This is a genomic window from Pseudomonas sp. MF08817 (assembly GCF_059862705.1).
This window is the reverse complement of the sequence record NZ_JCBCUY010000004.1, coordinates 64,107-80,172: the sequence shown is the minus strand read 5'-3', so window position 1 is coordinate 80,172 and position 16,066 is coordinate 64,107. Positions and strand designations below refer to the sequence as shown.

15 protein-coding genes are annotated in these 16,066 nt (G+C 65.0%); 6 read left to right on the top strand and 9 right to left on the bottom strand.

Annotated features, from left to right (window positions below):
* Positions 1 to 50: 50 nt before the first annotated feature.
* Positions 51 to 1,829, top strand: coding sequence for an acyl-CoA dehydrogenase C-terminal domain-containing protein (locus AC19YR_RS03995; protein ID WP_500597264.1), 1,779 nt, complete (start codon positions 51 to 53; stop codon positions 1,827 to 1,829).
* Positions 1,830 to 2,061: 232 nt separating this feature from the next.
* Here the strand turns inward: AC19YR_RS03995 and AC19YR_RS03990 are convergent, their stop codons facing one another.
* Positions 2,062 to 2,988, bottom strand: a complete 927-nt coding sequence (locus AC19YR_RS03990) for a LysR family transcriptional regulator (protein WP_500597262.1) — start codon at positions 2,986 to 2,988, stop codon at positions 2,062 to 2,064.
* A 102-nt stretch (positions 2,989 to 3,090) separates the two neighbouring features.
* Between AC19YR_RS03990 and AC19YR_RS03985 the strand changes: the two genes are divergently transcribed.
* The 5 genes from AC19YR_RS03985 (at position 3,091) to AC19YR_RS03965 (ending at position 6,138) form a co-directional block, all read left to right on the top strand.
* Complete coding sequence (locus AC19YR_RS03985) at positions 3,091 to 3,789, top strand: MOSC domain-containing protein (protein WP_095108937.1); 699 nt, start codon at positions 3,091 to 3,093, stop codon at positions 3,787 to 3,789.
* Complete coding sequence (locus tag AC19YR_RS03980) at positions 3,786 to 4,985, top strand: aminotransferase class III-fold pyridoxal phosphate-dependent enzyme (RefSeq protein ID WP_500597261.1); 1,200 nt, start codon at positions 3,786 to 3,788, stop codon at positions 4,983 to 4,985. Before AC19YR_RS03985 ends, AC19YR_RS03980 begins: the two co-directional genes overlap by 4 nt.
* A gap of 238 nt (positions 4,986 to 5,223) precedes the next feature.
* Positions 5,224 to 5,580 (top strand): type II toxin-antitoxin system RelE/ParE family toxin, encoded by a 357-nt coding sequence (locus tag AC19YR_RS03975; protein WP_500597260.1) that lies wholly within the window; start codon positions 5,224 to 5,226, stop codon positions 5,578 to 5,580.
* Positions 5,573 to 5,893, top strand: coding sequence for a helix-turn-helix domain-containing protein (locus AC19YR_RS03970; protein ID WP_500597259.1), 321 nt, complete (start codon positions 5,573 to 5,575; stop codon positions 5,891 to 5,893). Before AC19YR_RS03975 ends, AC19YR_RS03970 begins: the two co-directional genes overlap by 8 nt.
* Before the next feature lie 86 nt (positions 5,894 to 5,979).
* Positions 5,980 to 6,138: a YqaE/Pmp3 family membrane protein gene (locus AC19YR_RS03965; RefSeq protein ID WP_500597258.1), complete on the top strand. Its 159-nt coding sequence runs from the start codon at positions 5,980 to 5,982 to the stop codon at positions 6,136 to 6,138.
* Positions 6,139 to 6,169: 31 nt separating this feature from the next.
* On the opposite strand, the gene AC19YR_RS03960 is transcribed toward AC19YR_RS03965, so the two are convergent.
* The 8 genes from AC19YR_RS03960 to AC19YR_RS03925 all read right to left on the bottom strand — a co-directional run bounded on the left by AC19YR_RS03960 (position 6,170) and on the right by AC19YR_RS03925 (position 15,832).
* Positions 6,170 to 7,993: a S9 family peptidase gene (locus AC19YR_RS03960; protein ID WP_500597256.1), complete on the bottom strand. Its 1,824-nt coding sequence runs from the start codon at positions 7,991 to 7,993 to the stop codon at positions 6,170 to 6,172.
* The gene (gene pqqE / locus AC19YR_RS03955; RefSeq protein ID WP_371856234.1) at positions 7,959 to 9,089 is read right to left on the bottom strand and encodes a pyrroloquinoline quinone biosynthesis protein PqqE; all 1,131 of its coding nucleotides are present in this window, start codon (positions 9,087 to 9,089) and stop codon (positions 7,959 to 7,961) included. Before pqqE ends, AC19YR_RS03960 begins: the two co-directional genes overlap by 35 nt.
* A gap of 4 nt (positions 9,090 to 9,093) precedes the next feature.
* Positions 9,094 to 9,369: a pyrroloquinoline quinone biosynthesis peptide chaperone PqqD gene (gene pqqD, locus AC19YR_RS03950; RefSeq protein ID WP_095108944.1), complete on the bottom strand. Its 276-nt coding sequence runs from the start codon at positions 9,367 to 9,369 to the stop codon at positions 9,094 to 9,096.
* A complete protein-coding gene (gene pqqC, locus AC19YR_RS03945) occupies positions 9,366 to 10,118 on the bottom strand; it encodes a pyrroloquinoline-quinone synthase PqqC (RefSeq protein ID WP_095108945.1) in 753 nt (250 codons plus the stop codon). Before pqqC ends, pqqD begins: the two co-directional genes overlap by 4 nt.
* Before the next feature lie 114 nt (positions 10,119 to 10,232).
* A complete protein-coding gene (gene pqqF / locus AC19YR_RS03940; RefSeq protein ID WP_500597254.1) occupies positions 10,233 to 12,665 on the bottom strand; it encodes a pyrroloquinoline quinone biosynthesis protein PqqF in 2,433 nt (810 codons plus the stop codon).
* A 38-nt stretch (positions 12,666 to 12,703) separates the two neighbouring features.
* Positions 12,704 to 13,498, bottom strand: a complete 795-nt coding sequence (locus AC19YR_RS03935; RefSeq protein WP_500597253.1) for a carbon-nitrogen hydrolase family protein — start codon at positions 13,496 to 13,498, stop codon at positions 12,704 to 12,706.
* Between the two features lie 12 nt (positions 13,499 to 13,510).
* Entirely contained in the window at positions 13,511 to 15,202 is a 1,692-nt protein-coding gene (locus AC19YR_RS03930; RefSeq protein ID WP_500597252.1) for a flavin monoamine oxidase family protein, read from the bottom strand.
* Between the two features lie 168 nt (positions 15,203 to 15,370).
* The gene (locus AC19YR_RS03925) at positions 15,371 to 15,832 is read right to left on the bottom strand and encodes an Lrp/AsnC family transcriptional regulator (protein ID WP_095108949.1); all 462 of its coding nucleotides are present in this window, start codon (positions 15,830 to 15,832) and stop codon (positions 15,371 to 15,373) included.
* Between the last annotated feature and the right edge of the window lie 234 nt (positions 15,833 to 16,066).

Below are 16,066 nucleotides of genomic sequence, written 5' to 3'. Positions count from 1 at the left end.
GTTGACACCCGATCCCACGAATCACTTTTCACGTTCCCACGAGGTTTGCCATGGCTGACTACAAAGCGCCCCTGCGCGATATGCGCTTCGTCCTCAATGAAGTTTTCGAGGTCGCCAAACTCTGGGCCGAGCTGCCTGCACTGGCCGACAGCGTTGACGCTGAAACGGTCGAGGCGATTCTCGAAGAGGCTGGCAAGGTCACCAGCAAAAGCATCGCACCCCTGAGCCGCAGCGCCGACGAAGAAGGCTGCCGCTGGAACGATGGCGTGGTTACCACTCCGCAAGGCTTCCCCCAGGCTTACCAGACCTACGCCGAAGGCGGCTGGGTAGGCGTGGGCGGCGACCCGGCGTTCGGCGGCATGGGCATGCCCAAAGCCGTGTCGGCCCAGGTCGAAGAGATGATTAACTCCTCCAGCCTGGCCTTTGGCCTGTACCCGATGTTGACCTCCGGCGCCTGCGTTTCGATCAACGCCCACGCCAGCGAAGAGCTCAAGGCCGCGTACCTGCCGAACATGTACGCCGGCGTTTGGGCCGGCTCCATGTGCCTGACCGAGCCCCATGCCGGCACCGACCTGGGCATTATCCGCACCAAGGCCGAGCCGCAGGCCGACGGTTCCTACAAGGTCAGCGGCACCAAGATCTTCATCACTGGCGGCGAACACGACCTCACCGAAAACATCATCCACCTGGTGCTGGCCAAGCTGCCGGACGCCCCGGCCGGGCCCAAAGGCATCTCGCTGTTCCTGGTGCCCAAATTCATGGTCAATGCCGACGGCAGCCTGGGTGCGCGCAACCCGGTGACCTGCGGCTCCATCGAACACAAGATGGGCATCCAGGCATCCGCCACCTGTGTGATGAACTTCGACGAAGCCATCGGCTATCTGGTGGGCGAGCCGAACAAAGGCCTCGCGGCGATGTTCACCATGATGAACTACGAGCGTCTGGGCGTGGGTATCCAGGGCCTGGCCTCCGGCGAGCGCTCGTACCAGAACGCCATCGAATACGCCCGCGATCGCCTGCAAAGCCGTTCGCCGACCGGCCCGCAAGCCAAGGACAAAGTCGCCGACCCGATCATTGTCCACCCGGACGTGCGGCGCATGCTGCTGACCATGAAAGCGGCGAACGAAGGCGGCCGTGCGTTCTCCACTTACGTGGCCATGCAGCTCGATACCGCCAAGTTCAGCGAAGATGCTGCCACACGCAAACGCGCCGACGACCTCGTGGCGCTGCTGACCCCCGTGGCCAAGGCCTTCTTGACCGACCTGGGCCTGGAAACCACCGTGCACGGCCAGCAGATTTTCGGCGGCCACGGCTATATCCGCGAATGGGGCCAGGAGCAACTGGTGCGTGACGTACGCATCACCCAGATCTACGAAGGCACCAACGGTATCCAGGCGCTGGACCTGGTGGGGCGCAAGATCGTCGGCAGCGGCGGCGCGTTCTATAAATTGTTCGCTGACGAAGTGCGCCATTTCACCGCCACCGCCAGTGCCGACCTGGGCGAATTCACCAAACCGTTGAACGACGCGGTGGACAACCTCGACGACCTGACGGCATGGCTGCTGGACCGCGCCAAGGGCAACCCGAATGAAATCGGCGCCGCGTCGGTGGAGTACCTGCAAGCGTTCGGCTACATGGCTTACGGCTACATGTGGGCACTGATGGCGAAGGCGGCATTGGGCAAGGAAACCCAGGACGACTTCTACGCCAGCAAACTGGGCACGGCGCGCTTCTACTTCGCCCGCCTGCTGCCGCGTATCCATTCGCTGAGTGCTTCGGTCAAGGCCGGCAGCGAATCGTTGTTCCTGTTGGATGCGGCGCAGTTCTGATGTTTGTAACGCCATGTAAGCATTCTCTTACGTGGCGTGCTGCCGTTCTCCCATATCGGCAGATTGGATCCACAGCTAATCTACTGTTCATGGACGTCGCGCAGGAAGCGCACAAGTAACAACACGGACACGTAGGATTCTGCCAGGACGGCGGAGTGAAATGGATGTCAGGGAAACAGTCTGCAAAGCCCCGCTTCGGCGGGGTTTTCTTTTGCCCGCGAAAAAGTCGCGGCTACAACACGTCCAGGGTCGTCGGCCCGTTCAAGCGCCCGTCCGGGCCGTTCATCACCTCTTCCAGCAGGTTGCGCAGCAACGCTAATGACACTTGCTGGCGCTGCATGTCGCGGCACACCAAGCCCACCTTGAGCAGCACCCGTGGCTCGCTCAGCGGTTTCCACAGCAGCGCCTGATTACCGTGGGCCTGTTGCGAGCGCCCGGGCAACACCGTGGCCAAGCGTGTGTGGGGCAGGCTGTCGAGAATCCCCGCCATGTTGTTCAACTCAGCCTGCACCTGCGGGCGGCGGCCGAGGCTGGCCAGTTGCGCCTGCCAGATTTGTCGCACCTGGAACTCCTCCCCCAGCAGCAACATCGGCAATTCCGCGGCTTGGCTCATGGAAACTTTCTTGAATTCGCGCAGCGGATGATCCTCGGGGATGACCAGCGTCAGTTCATCTTCGTACAACAACACGCCGTGTAAACCGGGCTGGCGCGGCGGTAGATAACTGATGCCGATGTCCAGCGAGCCATTGAGCAAGCGCCGTTCGATCTCCAGCCCCGTGAGTTCGTAGATCTGCACCACCAAGTGCGGTTGGGCCTGGCGCACCCGTTCGAGCATTTGCGGCACCAGGCTGGTGTGCACGGTTTGCAGCACGCCAATGGCCAGGGTGCGCAGGGCCTGGCCCTGGAAGTTGCGCAGGGCCTCGCGGGCGCGTTGCATGCCGTCGAGCAAAGGCAGGGCGTGGTTGTACAGAGTGTGTGCGGCGAGGGTCGGCAGCAGGCGTTTGCTGCTGCGCTCGAACAGGCTCACGTCAAGGTTCTGCTCCAGTTGGCGGATCTGCTGCGAGAGCGCCGGTTGGGAGATCGACAGGCGCTCGGCGGCCCGGCCCACGTGGCCTTCTTCATACACCGCGACGAAATAACGCAGTTGCTTAAAATCCATAAGTTTTACTTATCGAAAATGCTGAAAAAACGAAATGGCCGTTTGCCGCCAAGGCGCCTAGTCTAACCCCTATTCACAGGGCTTACAGGGCCATAAAGCAAGATGAACAGCGTGTGCGTGGAAGGGGTTTACATAGGCAAGGCAAAAAACCTCGGGCAGGGTTTGGTCAGTGACACGGATAAACACCGGGTTGCAAACCGGCTCTGGTTGTGGCCACAGGGCCTGGGCAGCGATGAACACGGCGACCCGCGCTTCCATACCGGCCCCGAACGGGCGCTGCATCACTACCCCGCCGAGCACTACGCCTACTGGCGCAAACGTTATCCACAGATCGACTGGTGCGCGCCAGCCTTCGGCGAAAACCTCTCCTCCCGTGGCCTGAGCGAAGAACACGTGTGCCTGGGTGACCTGTTCCGCTGGGGCGGCGCCTTGCTGCAAGTCAGCCAGCCGCGCTCGCCGTGCTATCGCCTGAGCCACCGCTGGGGCCTGCTCGACTTGCCGCAACAAGCCCAGGACAGCGGCCGCTGCGGCTGGTTCTACCGCGTGCTCAAGCCCGGTTTTGTCAGCGCCGACCAGCCTTTCGAGCTGATCCAACGCAGCTACCCCGGCTTGACCGTGGCCTGGGCCCTGCGCAGCTTTTATCAGGAGCCGCTGGAACACGCCGGGCTGAAAAAACTGGTGGACTGCCCGGCGCTGTCCTCACGCTGGCGCGACATTGCCATCAAGCGCATGCGCAGCGGCCGCGTCGAAGACTGGACCGCGCGCCTGTTGGGGCTGCCCCTGGAAGGCCTGCGCGCATGAACCTGTTCAACTTGCGTCGCAACCCCCCGAGCCTGGATGACCTGGTGACCAGTCCCTGGCAATCGTCGCCCCGCGACAACCTTTCAAGTGAGTGCCTGATGCCCAGTGTGGAACGGCCCCAGCAAATATTCGTGCGTGGCCAGGGTTCCTGGCTGTGGGACAGCGAAGACCGCGCCTACCTGGATTTCATCCAGGGCGCGGCGGCCAACACCCTTGGCCATAGCCCTTCGGCACTGGTCAAGGCCATGACCGCCCAGGCCCAGGCGCTGATTAACCCCGGCGCGGGTTTCTACAACCGTGGCCTGCTTAACCTGGCCGAACGCCTGTGCCACAGCACCGGCAGCGACCAGGCCTACCTGCTGGGCAGCGACAGCGAAGCCCGCGATGCGGCCATTCAACTGGCGCGCAAGTGGGGCCGCTTGCACCGTGGCGGCGCGGCGCGGGTTATCCGGGTCGGCCAGGACTACGCGCCAGCCTTCAACGACTTGCCCGCCCTGCACGCCGATGTCGACGCGCAAACCGTGGCGATCCTGCTCGAACCGCTGCACAGCACCCCCCAGGTAGAGGCGGCTAGCGAGCATTACCTCAAGGGTGTGGAGCGGCTGTGCCGGGAATTGGGCATCTTGCTGATCCTGGACGAAACCCACACCGGCATGGGCCGTTGCGGCACGTTGCTGGCGGAACAGGCCTACGGTGTGCTGGCCGATATCGTCATCCTCGGCCAAGGCCTGGGCGGCGGCGTGCCCCTGGCCGCCCTGCTGGCGCGGGGCCAGGCCTGCTGCTTTGAAGTGGGCGAGGTGGGCGAACAGCACCACGGCAACGCGCTGACGATGGCCGCAGGCCTGGCGGTGCTCAACAGCGTGCTGGACAACGGCTTCCTGGCCCATGTACGCGAGAGCGGCCATTACCTGGGCGAAGGCCTGGCGCGGCTGGCCAACCGCTATGCGCAAAAACAGGTGCAAGGCTGCGGGCTGCTATGGAGCGTGCAACTGGCCGACGACTCGGCGGATGCGGTGGTCAAGGCCGCACGCTACGAAGGCCTGCTGCTCAAGGCTTGCGCCCCGGACAGCCTGAGCTTCACCCCGGCCCTGACCGTCAGCAAAGGCAATATCGACGAAATGCTCCTGCGCCTGGCTCGCGCCTTCGCCCGGGTGCGCACCGCGCAATTGCAATGCCGCAAGGGCATCGCCGTCTGAACCCACGCAATTCCCGAACCGTCTCGCGGTAATAACGCACGCCTCCTGCCTGATTTTTTCGGCAGGGGGCGTTTTTTTTACCGGGTTTTGCACCGGGCCACGTGCGGCTTGGAACCGGCCTGCGGCAGTGGTGTTTTATCGGGGCTGGCAGGGATTGCCCGCTCGCGGCACCTGACGGGTTGCGATTCATCACTTGATTCCATACCACTTGGTGGTATGGTTATGGGAAGGGATGTCCATGACGTTAAGACTGTTCAAGACCAAACGCTTTGCTACCCAAGCCCGCAAGGCCTGGATTTCTGACGCGGACCTGCGCCAGGCCTTCAGGGAAATCCTGCAGGGGCGTGTGGACAACCTCGGTGGCGGGGTGTGGAAAAAACGCCTCAACAGCAATCGCCATCGCTCGATTGTGCTGGCCCGCGGCGGGCGCTACTGGGTTTATCAATGTCTGTTCGCCAAGCAGGACCAGAGCAATATCAGCCCTGATGAGCTGTTGGCGTTTCGCGAGTTGGCCAAGGCCTACGAAGGCTTGAGCGAAGCGCAGGTCGAGGCGTTGTTGGCGATGAACGAATTTATGGAGTTAGACGATGAGTAAGAAATTCAAGAGTGAGGCCCTCGAATCGGTCCACGAATCGGCCAGCGCGTTGCTGGCCGTGGGGGCGATCAGCAAGACCACCATGCGCCAGTTCGACGCGGCGTGCCTGGCGCCCGTACCGGCGCAGATTTCCCCGCAGCAAATCCAGCAACTGCGCGAGCGCAACAATGTCAGCCAACCGGTGTTTGCCCGTTACCTCAACACCAGCGCGTCCACGGTCAAGCAGTGGGAAGCGGGGGACAAGCACCCCAGCGGCATGGCGCTCAAGTTACTGAGCATCGTGCAAAAATATGGCCTTGAGATATTGGCCTGAGAAGGGCGCGGCACTGAACCCTGGCGTTGGGGGGCGGTCGATTGATTGTCCGGCTCCCATGAGCCGATTTTTTCAGGAGCTGCCCCATGGACTTTATCCGCATCATCATCGCCATTCTGTTGCCGCCGCTGGGTGTGTTCCTGCAAGTGGGTTTCGCCGGCGTGTTCTGGCTGAACATCCTCTTGACCTTGTGCGGCTACATCCCCGGCATCATCCATGCGGTGTACATCATCGCCAAGCGCTGACGTTGTTGTAGTAAGCGGGCTGGCCCGCTTACTACAACAGCACCTCGCAATAAAACAACCACTCCTGTTCCAGCGCATGGGCCTGGTTGTGGGCGTTGCGAAAGCCGTGGCGTTCGTCCGGGTAATAGTGGGCTTGGGTGCGAATGCCGTTGGCTTGCAGGGCCGCGAGCATGTCGCGGGTCTGTTGTGGCACGACCACGGCGTCCAGTTCGCCCTGGAAGAAAATCACCGGCACGCAGATGTTCCCCGCATGGAGCAGCGGCGTGCGGGCCGCGTAACGTTGGGCATCCTGCTCGGGGTCGCCGATCAACCAATCCAGGTAATCGCTCTCGAATTTGTGGGTGGTACGGGTCAGGGCCTGTGGGTCGCTGACGCCGTACAGGCTCGCGCCGCCACGGAACACCTCGGTGAACGCCAAGGCGCACAGGGTGGTGTAGCCGCCCGCACTGGCGCCGCGAATGAACGCCCGTTCGCCATCGATCAAGCCTTCCCCGGCCAAGTGGCTGACCACGGCGCAAGCATCTTCCACATCCACTTCGCCCCAACTCAAGTGCAGCGCCTGGCGATAGGCGCGGCCGTAACCGCTGCTGCCGCGGTAGTTGAGGTCGGCCACGGCGAAGCCGCGTTGGGTCCAGAACTGGATGCGTGGGTCGAACACCGGGTAGCAAGCTGACGTTGGGCCGCCGTGGACGAACACCAGCAGCGGTGGTTTCGTCGCGCCGTCGCTGGGCGGGTAGAAGAAGCCGTGGGCCTCGCCGTTGCCGCTGGGGTAGCGCAGCGGCTGGGGTTGGCTGATGCGCTCGGCGGGCAGGGGCGCGCTGCCGCCGGCGAGGATGTATACGCTGCCGCCCTGGCGGTCGATAGCGATCACGGCGGCCGGGGCCAAGGGCGAGGCGGCGACCGCGTAGAGTCGTTCTTCGTCCAGGGCCAGGCTACGAAAACGGCTGTAGGCGCCGGTAAAGTCCCTCCACTCACCTGCGCCGTTGCGGATGCCGAGGCGGCCGAAACCCGCTTCGCACCAACTCGCCAGGTAACCGCCATCGGCCAAGGGCTGCCAGGTGCTGGCGCCCAGTTGCCACGGCGCCGGGCCGTGGTCCGCCGCTGCCGCAGGCAACGGGCGCAGGCCGGATACGCACTCCACCCACGGCTGCCAGAACCCGGCGCGGTCGGTCAGGCAATGGAGCCGCGAGGCGGCGTCGAAGCGCGGCTGCTGCAAAGACTCCTCGGCAGCGTCGCCGGCCACGCAGCGCGGCGCGGCCCATGGCTGGCCTTGCTGGCGTTCGGCGAGCATCAGGCGTGTGGCGGTCCAGGGCTGATGCGGGCGGCTCCATTCGATCCAGGCCAGGCGCAGGCCATCGGGGCTGAGGGTGGGCGCGGCGTAGAAATCGGCCCCTTGCGCCAGCACCTGGCGCGTGCCGTCTTGCAGGCTGAAACTCACCAACCGATGCTGGTTGCCATCTTCTTCCAAGGCCAAAACCTGGCCAGCCGCCCAGTGCAGGTCGCCGTAGCGGCGCGTGCCCAGGGTCAGTGGCGCCGGCGCGCTGCCGTCGAGGGCTTGGCGGTACAGCTGCTGGTCGGCCTCATTGACGAACACCAGGCCTTGATCGCTCAGGCAGAACGCGCCGCCGCCGTATTCGTAGACACGGCTGCGCACGCTGAACCCCTCGGGCGTCAGGCAACGGGCCGCGCCGCCCTGCCAGTGCCAGATACGGCTGGCGCCGTCGCCGGGGTTGTACTGGTTCCAGAACAGCCCTCGGGCGTCGGCGCATAGCTCGGCGAAGTCCGTGCCGGCGGCCACCGCGGCGGTCGCGCTCAGGGGCTTAAATTTTGGCGATAAGGCGTGAGTTCCGTTCATTGCGAAAGGCCAGTTGCGAGATGGATTGGCCAGCCTGCTCGGCTTCGGCGCGGGCGGCAAGGATCATGGGGTGGTGGGGGGATTTGCTGCACACCGGGTCGGCGTGGCTGGCGTCGCCCGTGAGCATGAAGGCCTGGCAGCGGCAGCCGCCGAAGTCCTGTTCCTTTTCATCGCACGAGCGGCAGGGTTCGGGCATCCAGTCGTAGCCGCGATAACGGTTGAAGCCGAACGAGTCGTACCAGATGTGTTGCAGGCTGTGCTCGCGCACGTTGGGGAACTGCACCGGCATTTGCCGCGCGCCGTGGCAGGGCAGCGCGGTGCCGTCCGGGGTGACGGTCAGGAACAGGTTGCCCCAGCCGTTCATACAGGCCTTGGGGCGTTCTTCGTAGTAGTCCGGGGTGACGAAGATCAATTTGCAAGGGTGGCCTTGGGCCTCCAGTTGGGCGCGGTAGTCGTTGGTCACCCGTTCGGCGCGCACCAGTTGCTCGCGGGTTGGCAACAGCCCTGCGCGGTTGAGCTGGGCCCAGCCGTAGAACTGGCAGGTGGCGAGTTCGACGAAGTCGGCCTCCAGGGCCAGGCACAGCTCGATGATGCGTTCGATCTGGTCGATGTTGTGCCGGTGGGTGACGAAGTTGAGCACCATCGGGTAGCCATGGGCCTTCACGGCGCGGGCCATGGCCAGTTTCTGCGCGAAGGCTTTTTTCGAGCCGGCCAGCAGGTTGTTCACCTGCTCGTCGCTGGCCTGGAAGCTGATCTGGATATGGTCCAGCCCGGCCTCTTTGAAATCGCGGATTTTCGCCTCGGTCAGGCCGATGCCGGAGGTAATCAGGTTGGTGTAGAAGCCCAGCCTGCGGGCTTCGCCGATCAGCTCGGCAAGGTCCTGGCGCACCAGCGGCTCGCCGCCGGAAAAGCCCAGTTGCGCCGCGCCCATCTCCCGCGCTTGCGCCATCACTTGGAACCACTGCGCGGTGCTCAGCTCCTGGCCCTGGGCGGCGAAATCCAGCGGGTTGGAGCAATAGGGGCATTGCAGCGGGCAGCGGTAGGTCAGCTCGGCGAGCAGCCACAGCGGCAATCCGACGGCGGGTTTGGGCGGCAGGCGTTCAGGCCAGTTCGATCCAGTGCTGGGCACGGGCGACCTCCATGAATTGCTCGATGTCGTCACCGAGTTCGGCTACATCCGGGAACTGCCGGGCCAGTTCACCGATGATCGCCGCCACATCGCGGCGGCCATCGATCAGGCCACCGATCAGGGCGGCGCTGTCGTTGAGCTTAATCATGCCTTCGGGGTACAGCAGCACATGGCCACGCTGTGCCGGTTCGTACTGGAAGCGGTAGCCGCGGCGCCAGCGCGGGGTGTGGCGACGGTCCAGGCTCATGGCGTGACTCCCCGGTGCCAGGCGCGCTGCGTGGTGACGCTGTGGTAGGGCGGGCGGTCGAGCTCGTAGGCCATGGTCATGGCGTCGAGCATGGTCCAGAGGATGTCGAGCTTGAATTGCAGGATGTCCAGCATGCGCTCCTGGCCCTCGCGGGTGCGGTAGTGCTGCAGGGTAATCGCCAAACCGTGCTCCACATCGCGCCGCGCCTGGCTCAGGCGATTGCGAAAGTATTGGTAGCCGGCCGGGTCGATCCAGGGGTAGTGCCGGGGCCAGGCGTCCAGGCGCGATTGGTGGATGTGGGGGGCGAAGAGTTCGGTCAGGGAGCTGCTGGCGGCTTCTTGCCAGCAGGCGCGGCGGGCGAAGTTGACGTAGGCGTCCACCGCGAAGCGCACGCCAGGCAGTACCAATTCCTGGGAGCGCAGTTGCTCCGGGTCCAGCCCCACGGCTTGGCCCAGGCGCAGCCAGGCTTCGATGCCGCCCTCTTGGCCGGGGGCGCCGTCGTGGTCGAGCAGGCGTTGCAGCCATTGGCGGCGCACGTCGCGGTCGGGGCAATTGGCCAGGATCGCGGCGTCTTTGAGCGGGATGTTCACCTGGTAGTAGAAGCGGTTGGCGACCCAGCCCTGGATCTGTTCGCGGCTGGCCCGGCCCTCGTACATCGCCACGTGATAGGGGTGGTGCACGTGGTAGTAGGCGCCCTTGGCACGCAGTGCGTGCTCGAACTCGGCGGGGGACAGCGGGGTGTCGGTCATCGCGGGGCTCCGGTGAGGGCTGTGGGGAGGCAACCCCAGGCTTCACCGGATCGTGGAGCGGGCGTGCGCGGCGCTCAATAGTCTTTGCGTCGTAGAGCGCCTACGCCTTTTGGCCTAGACCGCCACCGTTTGCCAGGGCGCACCGGGGCTCTCGCCGCTGGCCAGGCAGCGCCAACCGCCGACACGCTCGTTCAGGCGCCGGGCCGCGGCCAGCAGGCTGTGGCGGTCCAGCGCCAGGATGGCCGTTTGCAGTTGCCCCAGGTACTGCGGCCCATGGCCGGCCAACCGAGCGTGCCAGAGCAAATCGGCGGTGATGGGCAGGGTCATGGCTCGGGTGTCGTAATGGCCGGCCACGTCCTGCAACTGCTGGTGCAGGGCCGTGTCGTCGAGGGCAGCGATGCGGCTGGGCAACTGGGCGAGGAAGGCTTCGATGTGCGCCAGGATGCCCGCCACCGGCGTGTGCGGCGATTGCACACCGAACACGATGCCGAGCTGGCCGTTGAACGGGCGCAGGCCACAGAACACCCCGTAGCCCAGTTGCAACTCCACCCGCAGGCGTTGGTAGAAAGCGCTGTGGCACAGCTGCGCCAGCGCGCGCCATGCGGCTTCGTCGGCGAGGTCTTGGGTGGGCGCGGGGCAGAACAGCAGCAAGGCGTTTTCGCCGGATGCGTTGGCAACGGTGCTCCAGCGCTGCTCGCCCATAAGGGAGGGCGGCGTGTCGAGTTGGCTGTCGGGGATGCCCGGGGCACTGCCGAGGACTGCGCTGATGGCCGTTAGCACACTGGCCGGCAGGGCCACGGCCAAGCCATCGCGGCGGGCCTCGCGCCACAGGCTGTGCAGGTCGCCGTCGCTTGGCGGCGCCATGGGCCGGCAATGCCGCGCCAGCAGGCAGGCCAGGTGGTGAAGGGGCATCAGCGTGGCGTGTGAGGTGTGGGCGGGCGCGGCTTGGGGTTCGTCGAGGCAGCGTATGGCCTGTTCCAGCACGGCAGCGAAGGCGTGATGGCGGCCGCTCAGGGTAAGCAGGCAGTGCTCGCCGTGGAGGCTCAGTTCCAAACGGACCCCCGCTTGCCCGGCCTCGCGCGCAAGCGGTTCGAGGCGCTGGTTCAGGGCGCTGGTGCGCTGCTCTGCCAGGGCCGCAGGCAGGCGCCAGCGCAGGTAGAGCGCGCCGTCGCGGCCATCGCTGGGCAGGGCTTGGCTGATGTTCAGGCTGGCATGTTCGCGCCGGCCCCGTGTGCGGTCCTGGGCAAACGTGCGCACGCCACGGTGGGCGCTGGTCTGGCCGCGAATCAGGCCGGCGCGCGGCGCCTCGCTGGGGGGTTGCAGGAAAGGGTTCGGCGCGGGCAGGTGCCACGTCTCGGTCGCCGTTGTGCCCGGTAGCCATTGGCGCAGCAGGCCCTTGAGGGCGGCGATGGCCGCTTCGCTCATGTGGGCTTGCAGCGGTTCTACCCCCAAGCGCGATAGCGCCAGGGCACCGGCGGTTTCACGTTTGCACTGTTGCAGCAAGGCGTATTCCTCGCACAGCGGCGCCCAGTCGGCATCGCGCAAGAAGGCCAGCCAATCGAGCAGCAAGGTGCCGATCTCGGTGCCTTGGTCGACGTCGGCCGGTAGCTCACAACCGACGTGCAGCAAAACCTGCCCGCCGAACAGGTACTGCGGCGCGGCGCTCAGGGTGGTCGCCCAACCGCGTTGCTGCAGTTGCGCCATCACGCCGCCGGGTTTCGGGTTGTTAAGCCAGGTACAGAGAAAATCCAGGGCCTGGGCCGCCACTGCCGGGGCGGCGTGGCCGGCGAACAGCAGGTTGAGGCGCCGCGGGGTGATGTGTGGGTGGACGTGTTGCCCCGCCGCCATCAGCGGCGGTGGCGGCGTTTGCGGTTGATGGGCGCCGCTGTTCTGTTCGGCGGCAAAGCGCAGCGCCAGGGCCTTGAGTTCGTCCAGGGGCTGGGGCCCGGCTAGGCTGAGGGTCATTTGAGCGCTGCGATAAAACTGTTCGTAGAAACCGCGTAACGCCTGCTGGAAAGCCGGGTTGGGCACCGGCAGGCTGAAGCGGTTGCCCGAGTGAAAGGCGCGCAGCGGATGGGCCGCATTCAGGCCATTGAGCAGCAGCGTTTCACCCTGGGATTGCTCATCCCGGGCCCAGGCAATGAACTCGGCGTGCAGCACCTCGCGCTCGCGCAACTGGTCGGCCAGGCTCAGGCGCGCGTGGGCGAGCATGTCGCTCAGGCGCTCGAGGGCGGCGGGGAAGGCGTGGGGCACCAGCTCGATAAAGAAGTCGGTGGTGCGCGCCTGGGTACTGGCGTTGAGCAGGCCGTTTTGGGCCTGCACAAAGGCCATCAAGCCCTGGGCGATCGGAAAGCGCTCGGTGCCCAAAAACAGCAGATGCTCAAGAAAGTGCGCCAGCCCCGGCCAGGCCTGTGGCGCGTCGTGGCTGCCCGCCGCGACCCGCAGCGTGGCCGCGCACCGCGTGAGGTGCGGGGCGCTGTGCAGGGAAATTCGCAGCCCGTTGGCCAGGGTTTCGCAGTGGGGAGGGGGCAGAGTGGGCACGGGCATGGGCGCTTCCAGAACGGTGAAGCGCCCATGCTAGCGGATCAGCGCCGGTTGAGCTCGCCATAAAGCTCGGGGCGGCGGTCGGCCAGATACGGCGTGGCGGCCCGTGAATCCAGGAGCAGTTGGCGCTCCAGGGTGGCGACGATCAGTTCCTCGCCCAACCCGGCGTGGGCGATGCGGCTGCCGTTGGGGGCAGCGATGCTGCTTTGCCCACAGTAGTGGATCGCGCCTTCCTCACCGCAGTAGTTGGCGTAGGCCACATAGCACTGGTTTTCATAGGCGCGGGCGCGCACGGTGACGTCGGCGACAAAGTCGTAGGGCACCATGTTGGCGGTCGGCACCAGGATCAACTCGGCCCCGGCCAGGGCCAGGCGCCGGGTGTTTTCCGGGAACTCCAGGTCGTAGCAAATCAGCAAGCCCAACTGCCAGCCCTTGAACTCGATCACCGGCAAGTCAGCGTTGCCGGCGCTGAACATGCCGTGGTCGAGTTCGCCGAACAAATGGCTTTTGCGGTAGTTGCACAGGCTGTGGCCGTTGGCGTCGATCAACTGCACGGCGTTGTAGATGTGGCCGTTCGCGGCGCGCTCCGGGTAGCCATAGAGGATGGCCACGCCGCTGGCCTGGGCGATCTGCGCAATGCGCTGGGCGCTGGCGCCGTCGCGGGCCTCGGCCAGGGTGCTGACCGCGTCGCTGCCGATGTTGTAGCCGGTGAGGAACATCTCCGGCAGCACCAGCAGGTCGGCCCCTGCCGCCTCGTGGGCGAAGCGCTGCAGGCGTTGCAGGTTGCCCGCCACCTCCAGCGGCTGCGGCGGGCATTGGTACAGGGCTAGGCGCATGGCGGGGGCTCCTCAGTCGGCCAGGGCAATCGGCCCGATATAGGCGAACACATCGCCGGGGCCGGGGTTTTCGGCGTGGGTCTTGCCGCCGAAGTGGGTCATGATGCCCCACACCGCGTTGAGCGAGGTCTGCACCGCGCCTTCGACCCAGGCCGGGGTCCAGGACACATCGTCGCCAGCGATGAAAATACCCTTCTGCGCGGCGGGCATGTCTTGCTGCATGAAGTGCGCGTACATGCGCTGGTTGTAGCGGTAATGGCCCGGCAGTGCGCCCTTGAAGGCACCGAGGAAATGCGGGTCGGCCTCCCAGGACACGGTGATCGGGTCGCCGATGATGCGCGCGGCGATGTCGACCTTGGGGTAGATCTTCTTCAGGGCGTCGAGGGCCAGCTTCACCCGCTTGTCGATGGGTTGGGGGAGCATTTTCAGGGCGTCGCTCATCCACGAGTACGACAGGCAGATCACCCCTGGCTTGTCGTCGCCGTTATCAAACAGGTAGGTGCCGCGGGTCAGGCGATCGGTGAGGGTCATGCTCATCAGGTCGCGGCCGGTCTCTGGGTCTTTGTCTTTCCAAAATGGCCGGTCGACCATGACGAAGGTCTTGGACGACTGCATGTAGCGCGTGCGGTCCAGGGCCATCCACATTTTTTGCGAGAACAGCGACTCTTCGCACTCGATCTGGGTGGTCAGCAACCAGCTCTGGCAGGTGGTCAGCACGGCGGCGTATTCGCGGGTATCGCCCCAGTTATCGGTGACGCTGAAACGGCCATCGGCGGCGCGGGCGATACGCTTGACCCCGGTACGCGGCGCGCCGTGGTGCAACGTGCTCAGGCTGGTGCCGGCGGGCCAGTGGGCGCAGCGCTCGGGCACGTGGCGCCAGATGCCCAGCGGCACCTGCTCGACACCGCCGACCACCAGGTGCTGGTGATCGTCGCAATTGGTCATTACCACGCGGAAGATTTCCAGCATGGAATTTGGGAAATCCGAATCCCAGCCGCCCGTGCCGAAACCGACCTGGCCAAACACCTCGCGGTGCTGGAACGACAGCTTGGCGAACGCCTTGGACGTGGCGACAAAGTCGTAGAACGTGCGGTCATCCCACAGCGGCACCAGGGTGTTCCACAGCTCTTTGAGGCGCGGTACATCGCGCTCGCGGATGGCTTGCTGGATGTCACCGAAGCGCGAGCCGTCCTCCAGGGCATCGGCCCAGGCGTCGGCCACTTCCTGGAACAGCGCCGGCAGGTCGGCGAGTTTTTGCGCGTAGTAGGTTTCGCCTTCGAGGTCGATCACGGTACTGCCGGAGGCGGGCGTTAACGGGTTGGGGAAGGGCTTGGTCTCAAGGCCGAGCTTGTCGACGTAGTGGTAGAACGCCGTGGACGACACCGGAAACCGCATACCGCCCAGTTCGGCGATCACGCCCTCGGCGCCTTCAAACGCCTGGGAACGCAAGCGCCCGCCCATTTTCGAAGCCTCGTACACCACAGGCTTGAGGCCCAGCTTCATCAACTCGTAGGCCGCCACCAACCCGGCGATGCCGGCGCCGACAATCGCCACCTCGGTGCCGTGCTGGGCGGCGGGAATACTGCCCAGGCCGGCCGGGTGCTCGATCCAGTCGTCAAAGGCGAAAGGGAAATCCGGGCCAAAAATGGTGATTGGCTTTTTACCGTCTACAGGGTGGCGATTGTTCTTATTGGAAGGGTTCATGGCGGACCTGGCTGGCGACTCGAACGGGGCACGACCCGCTGAGTATAGGAAAGATGCCGGCCATTCTAGGCAGCGTTGCGCCCGTTAATAAGACGCAGAGTGCTGTCGTATTGGTTTGTTTTCAGGCGATATGACGAAGTTGGCGGGCATTTCGACCAGTGTCGCCCTTCAAATCGGCTGGCCGCGGTCGATCTTGTGGCTGAGGATGATCGAGGTGGTGGTTTTTTCCACCCCTTCGACACTGCCGATCTGGTCCAGCAATTGGTCCAGTTGCTCCGGCGATTCGGTGCGCAGCCACGCCACGTAATCGAACTCGCCACTCACCGCGCACAACTGCTGCACCTGGGCCATGGCACTGAGGCGGCGCAGCACGTCCTTGCCACTGCGCGGCTGCACTTTGATGCCGACATACGCCTGCAACCCGCCATCGGCCAACCGCGTGCCCAGGCGCACGCCATAACCGGTGATGACCTTGCTCTTCTCCAGCCGCGCCAACCGCGACGTCACCGTGGTGCGCGCAATACCCAACTGCCGCGCAAGCATGGCCACGCTTTCGCGGGCATTGATTTGCAGCGCGGCGATCAACTGGCGGTCGATTTCATCAAGAACGACGGGGCGCGAATCAGGCAAGGTGCTCTCCAGCGGCGGACGGCAATGGGCGTGCATCTTAGCGCGTGAACGCTTGGCCCGTAGGGGCAACCTGCGAAAACACAAAAGCCGCGCAATGCGCGGCTTTGGAGTTGGTGGGCCCACACGGACTTGAACCGTGGACCAAAGGAGTTGGATCGCCAACCGGCTCCGGCTTCCAAACGGATACCAACTAGCTTCCACCGAACGCAGCGTGCAGGTTTCCAAGCACTGCGC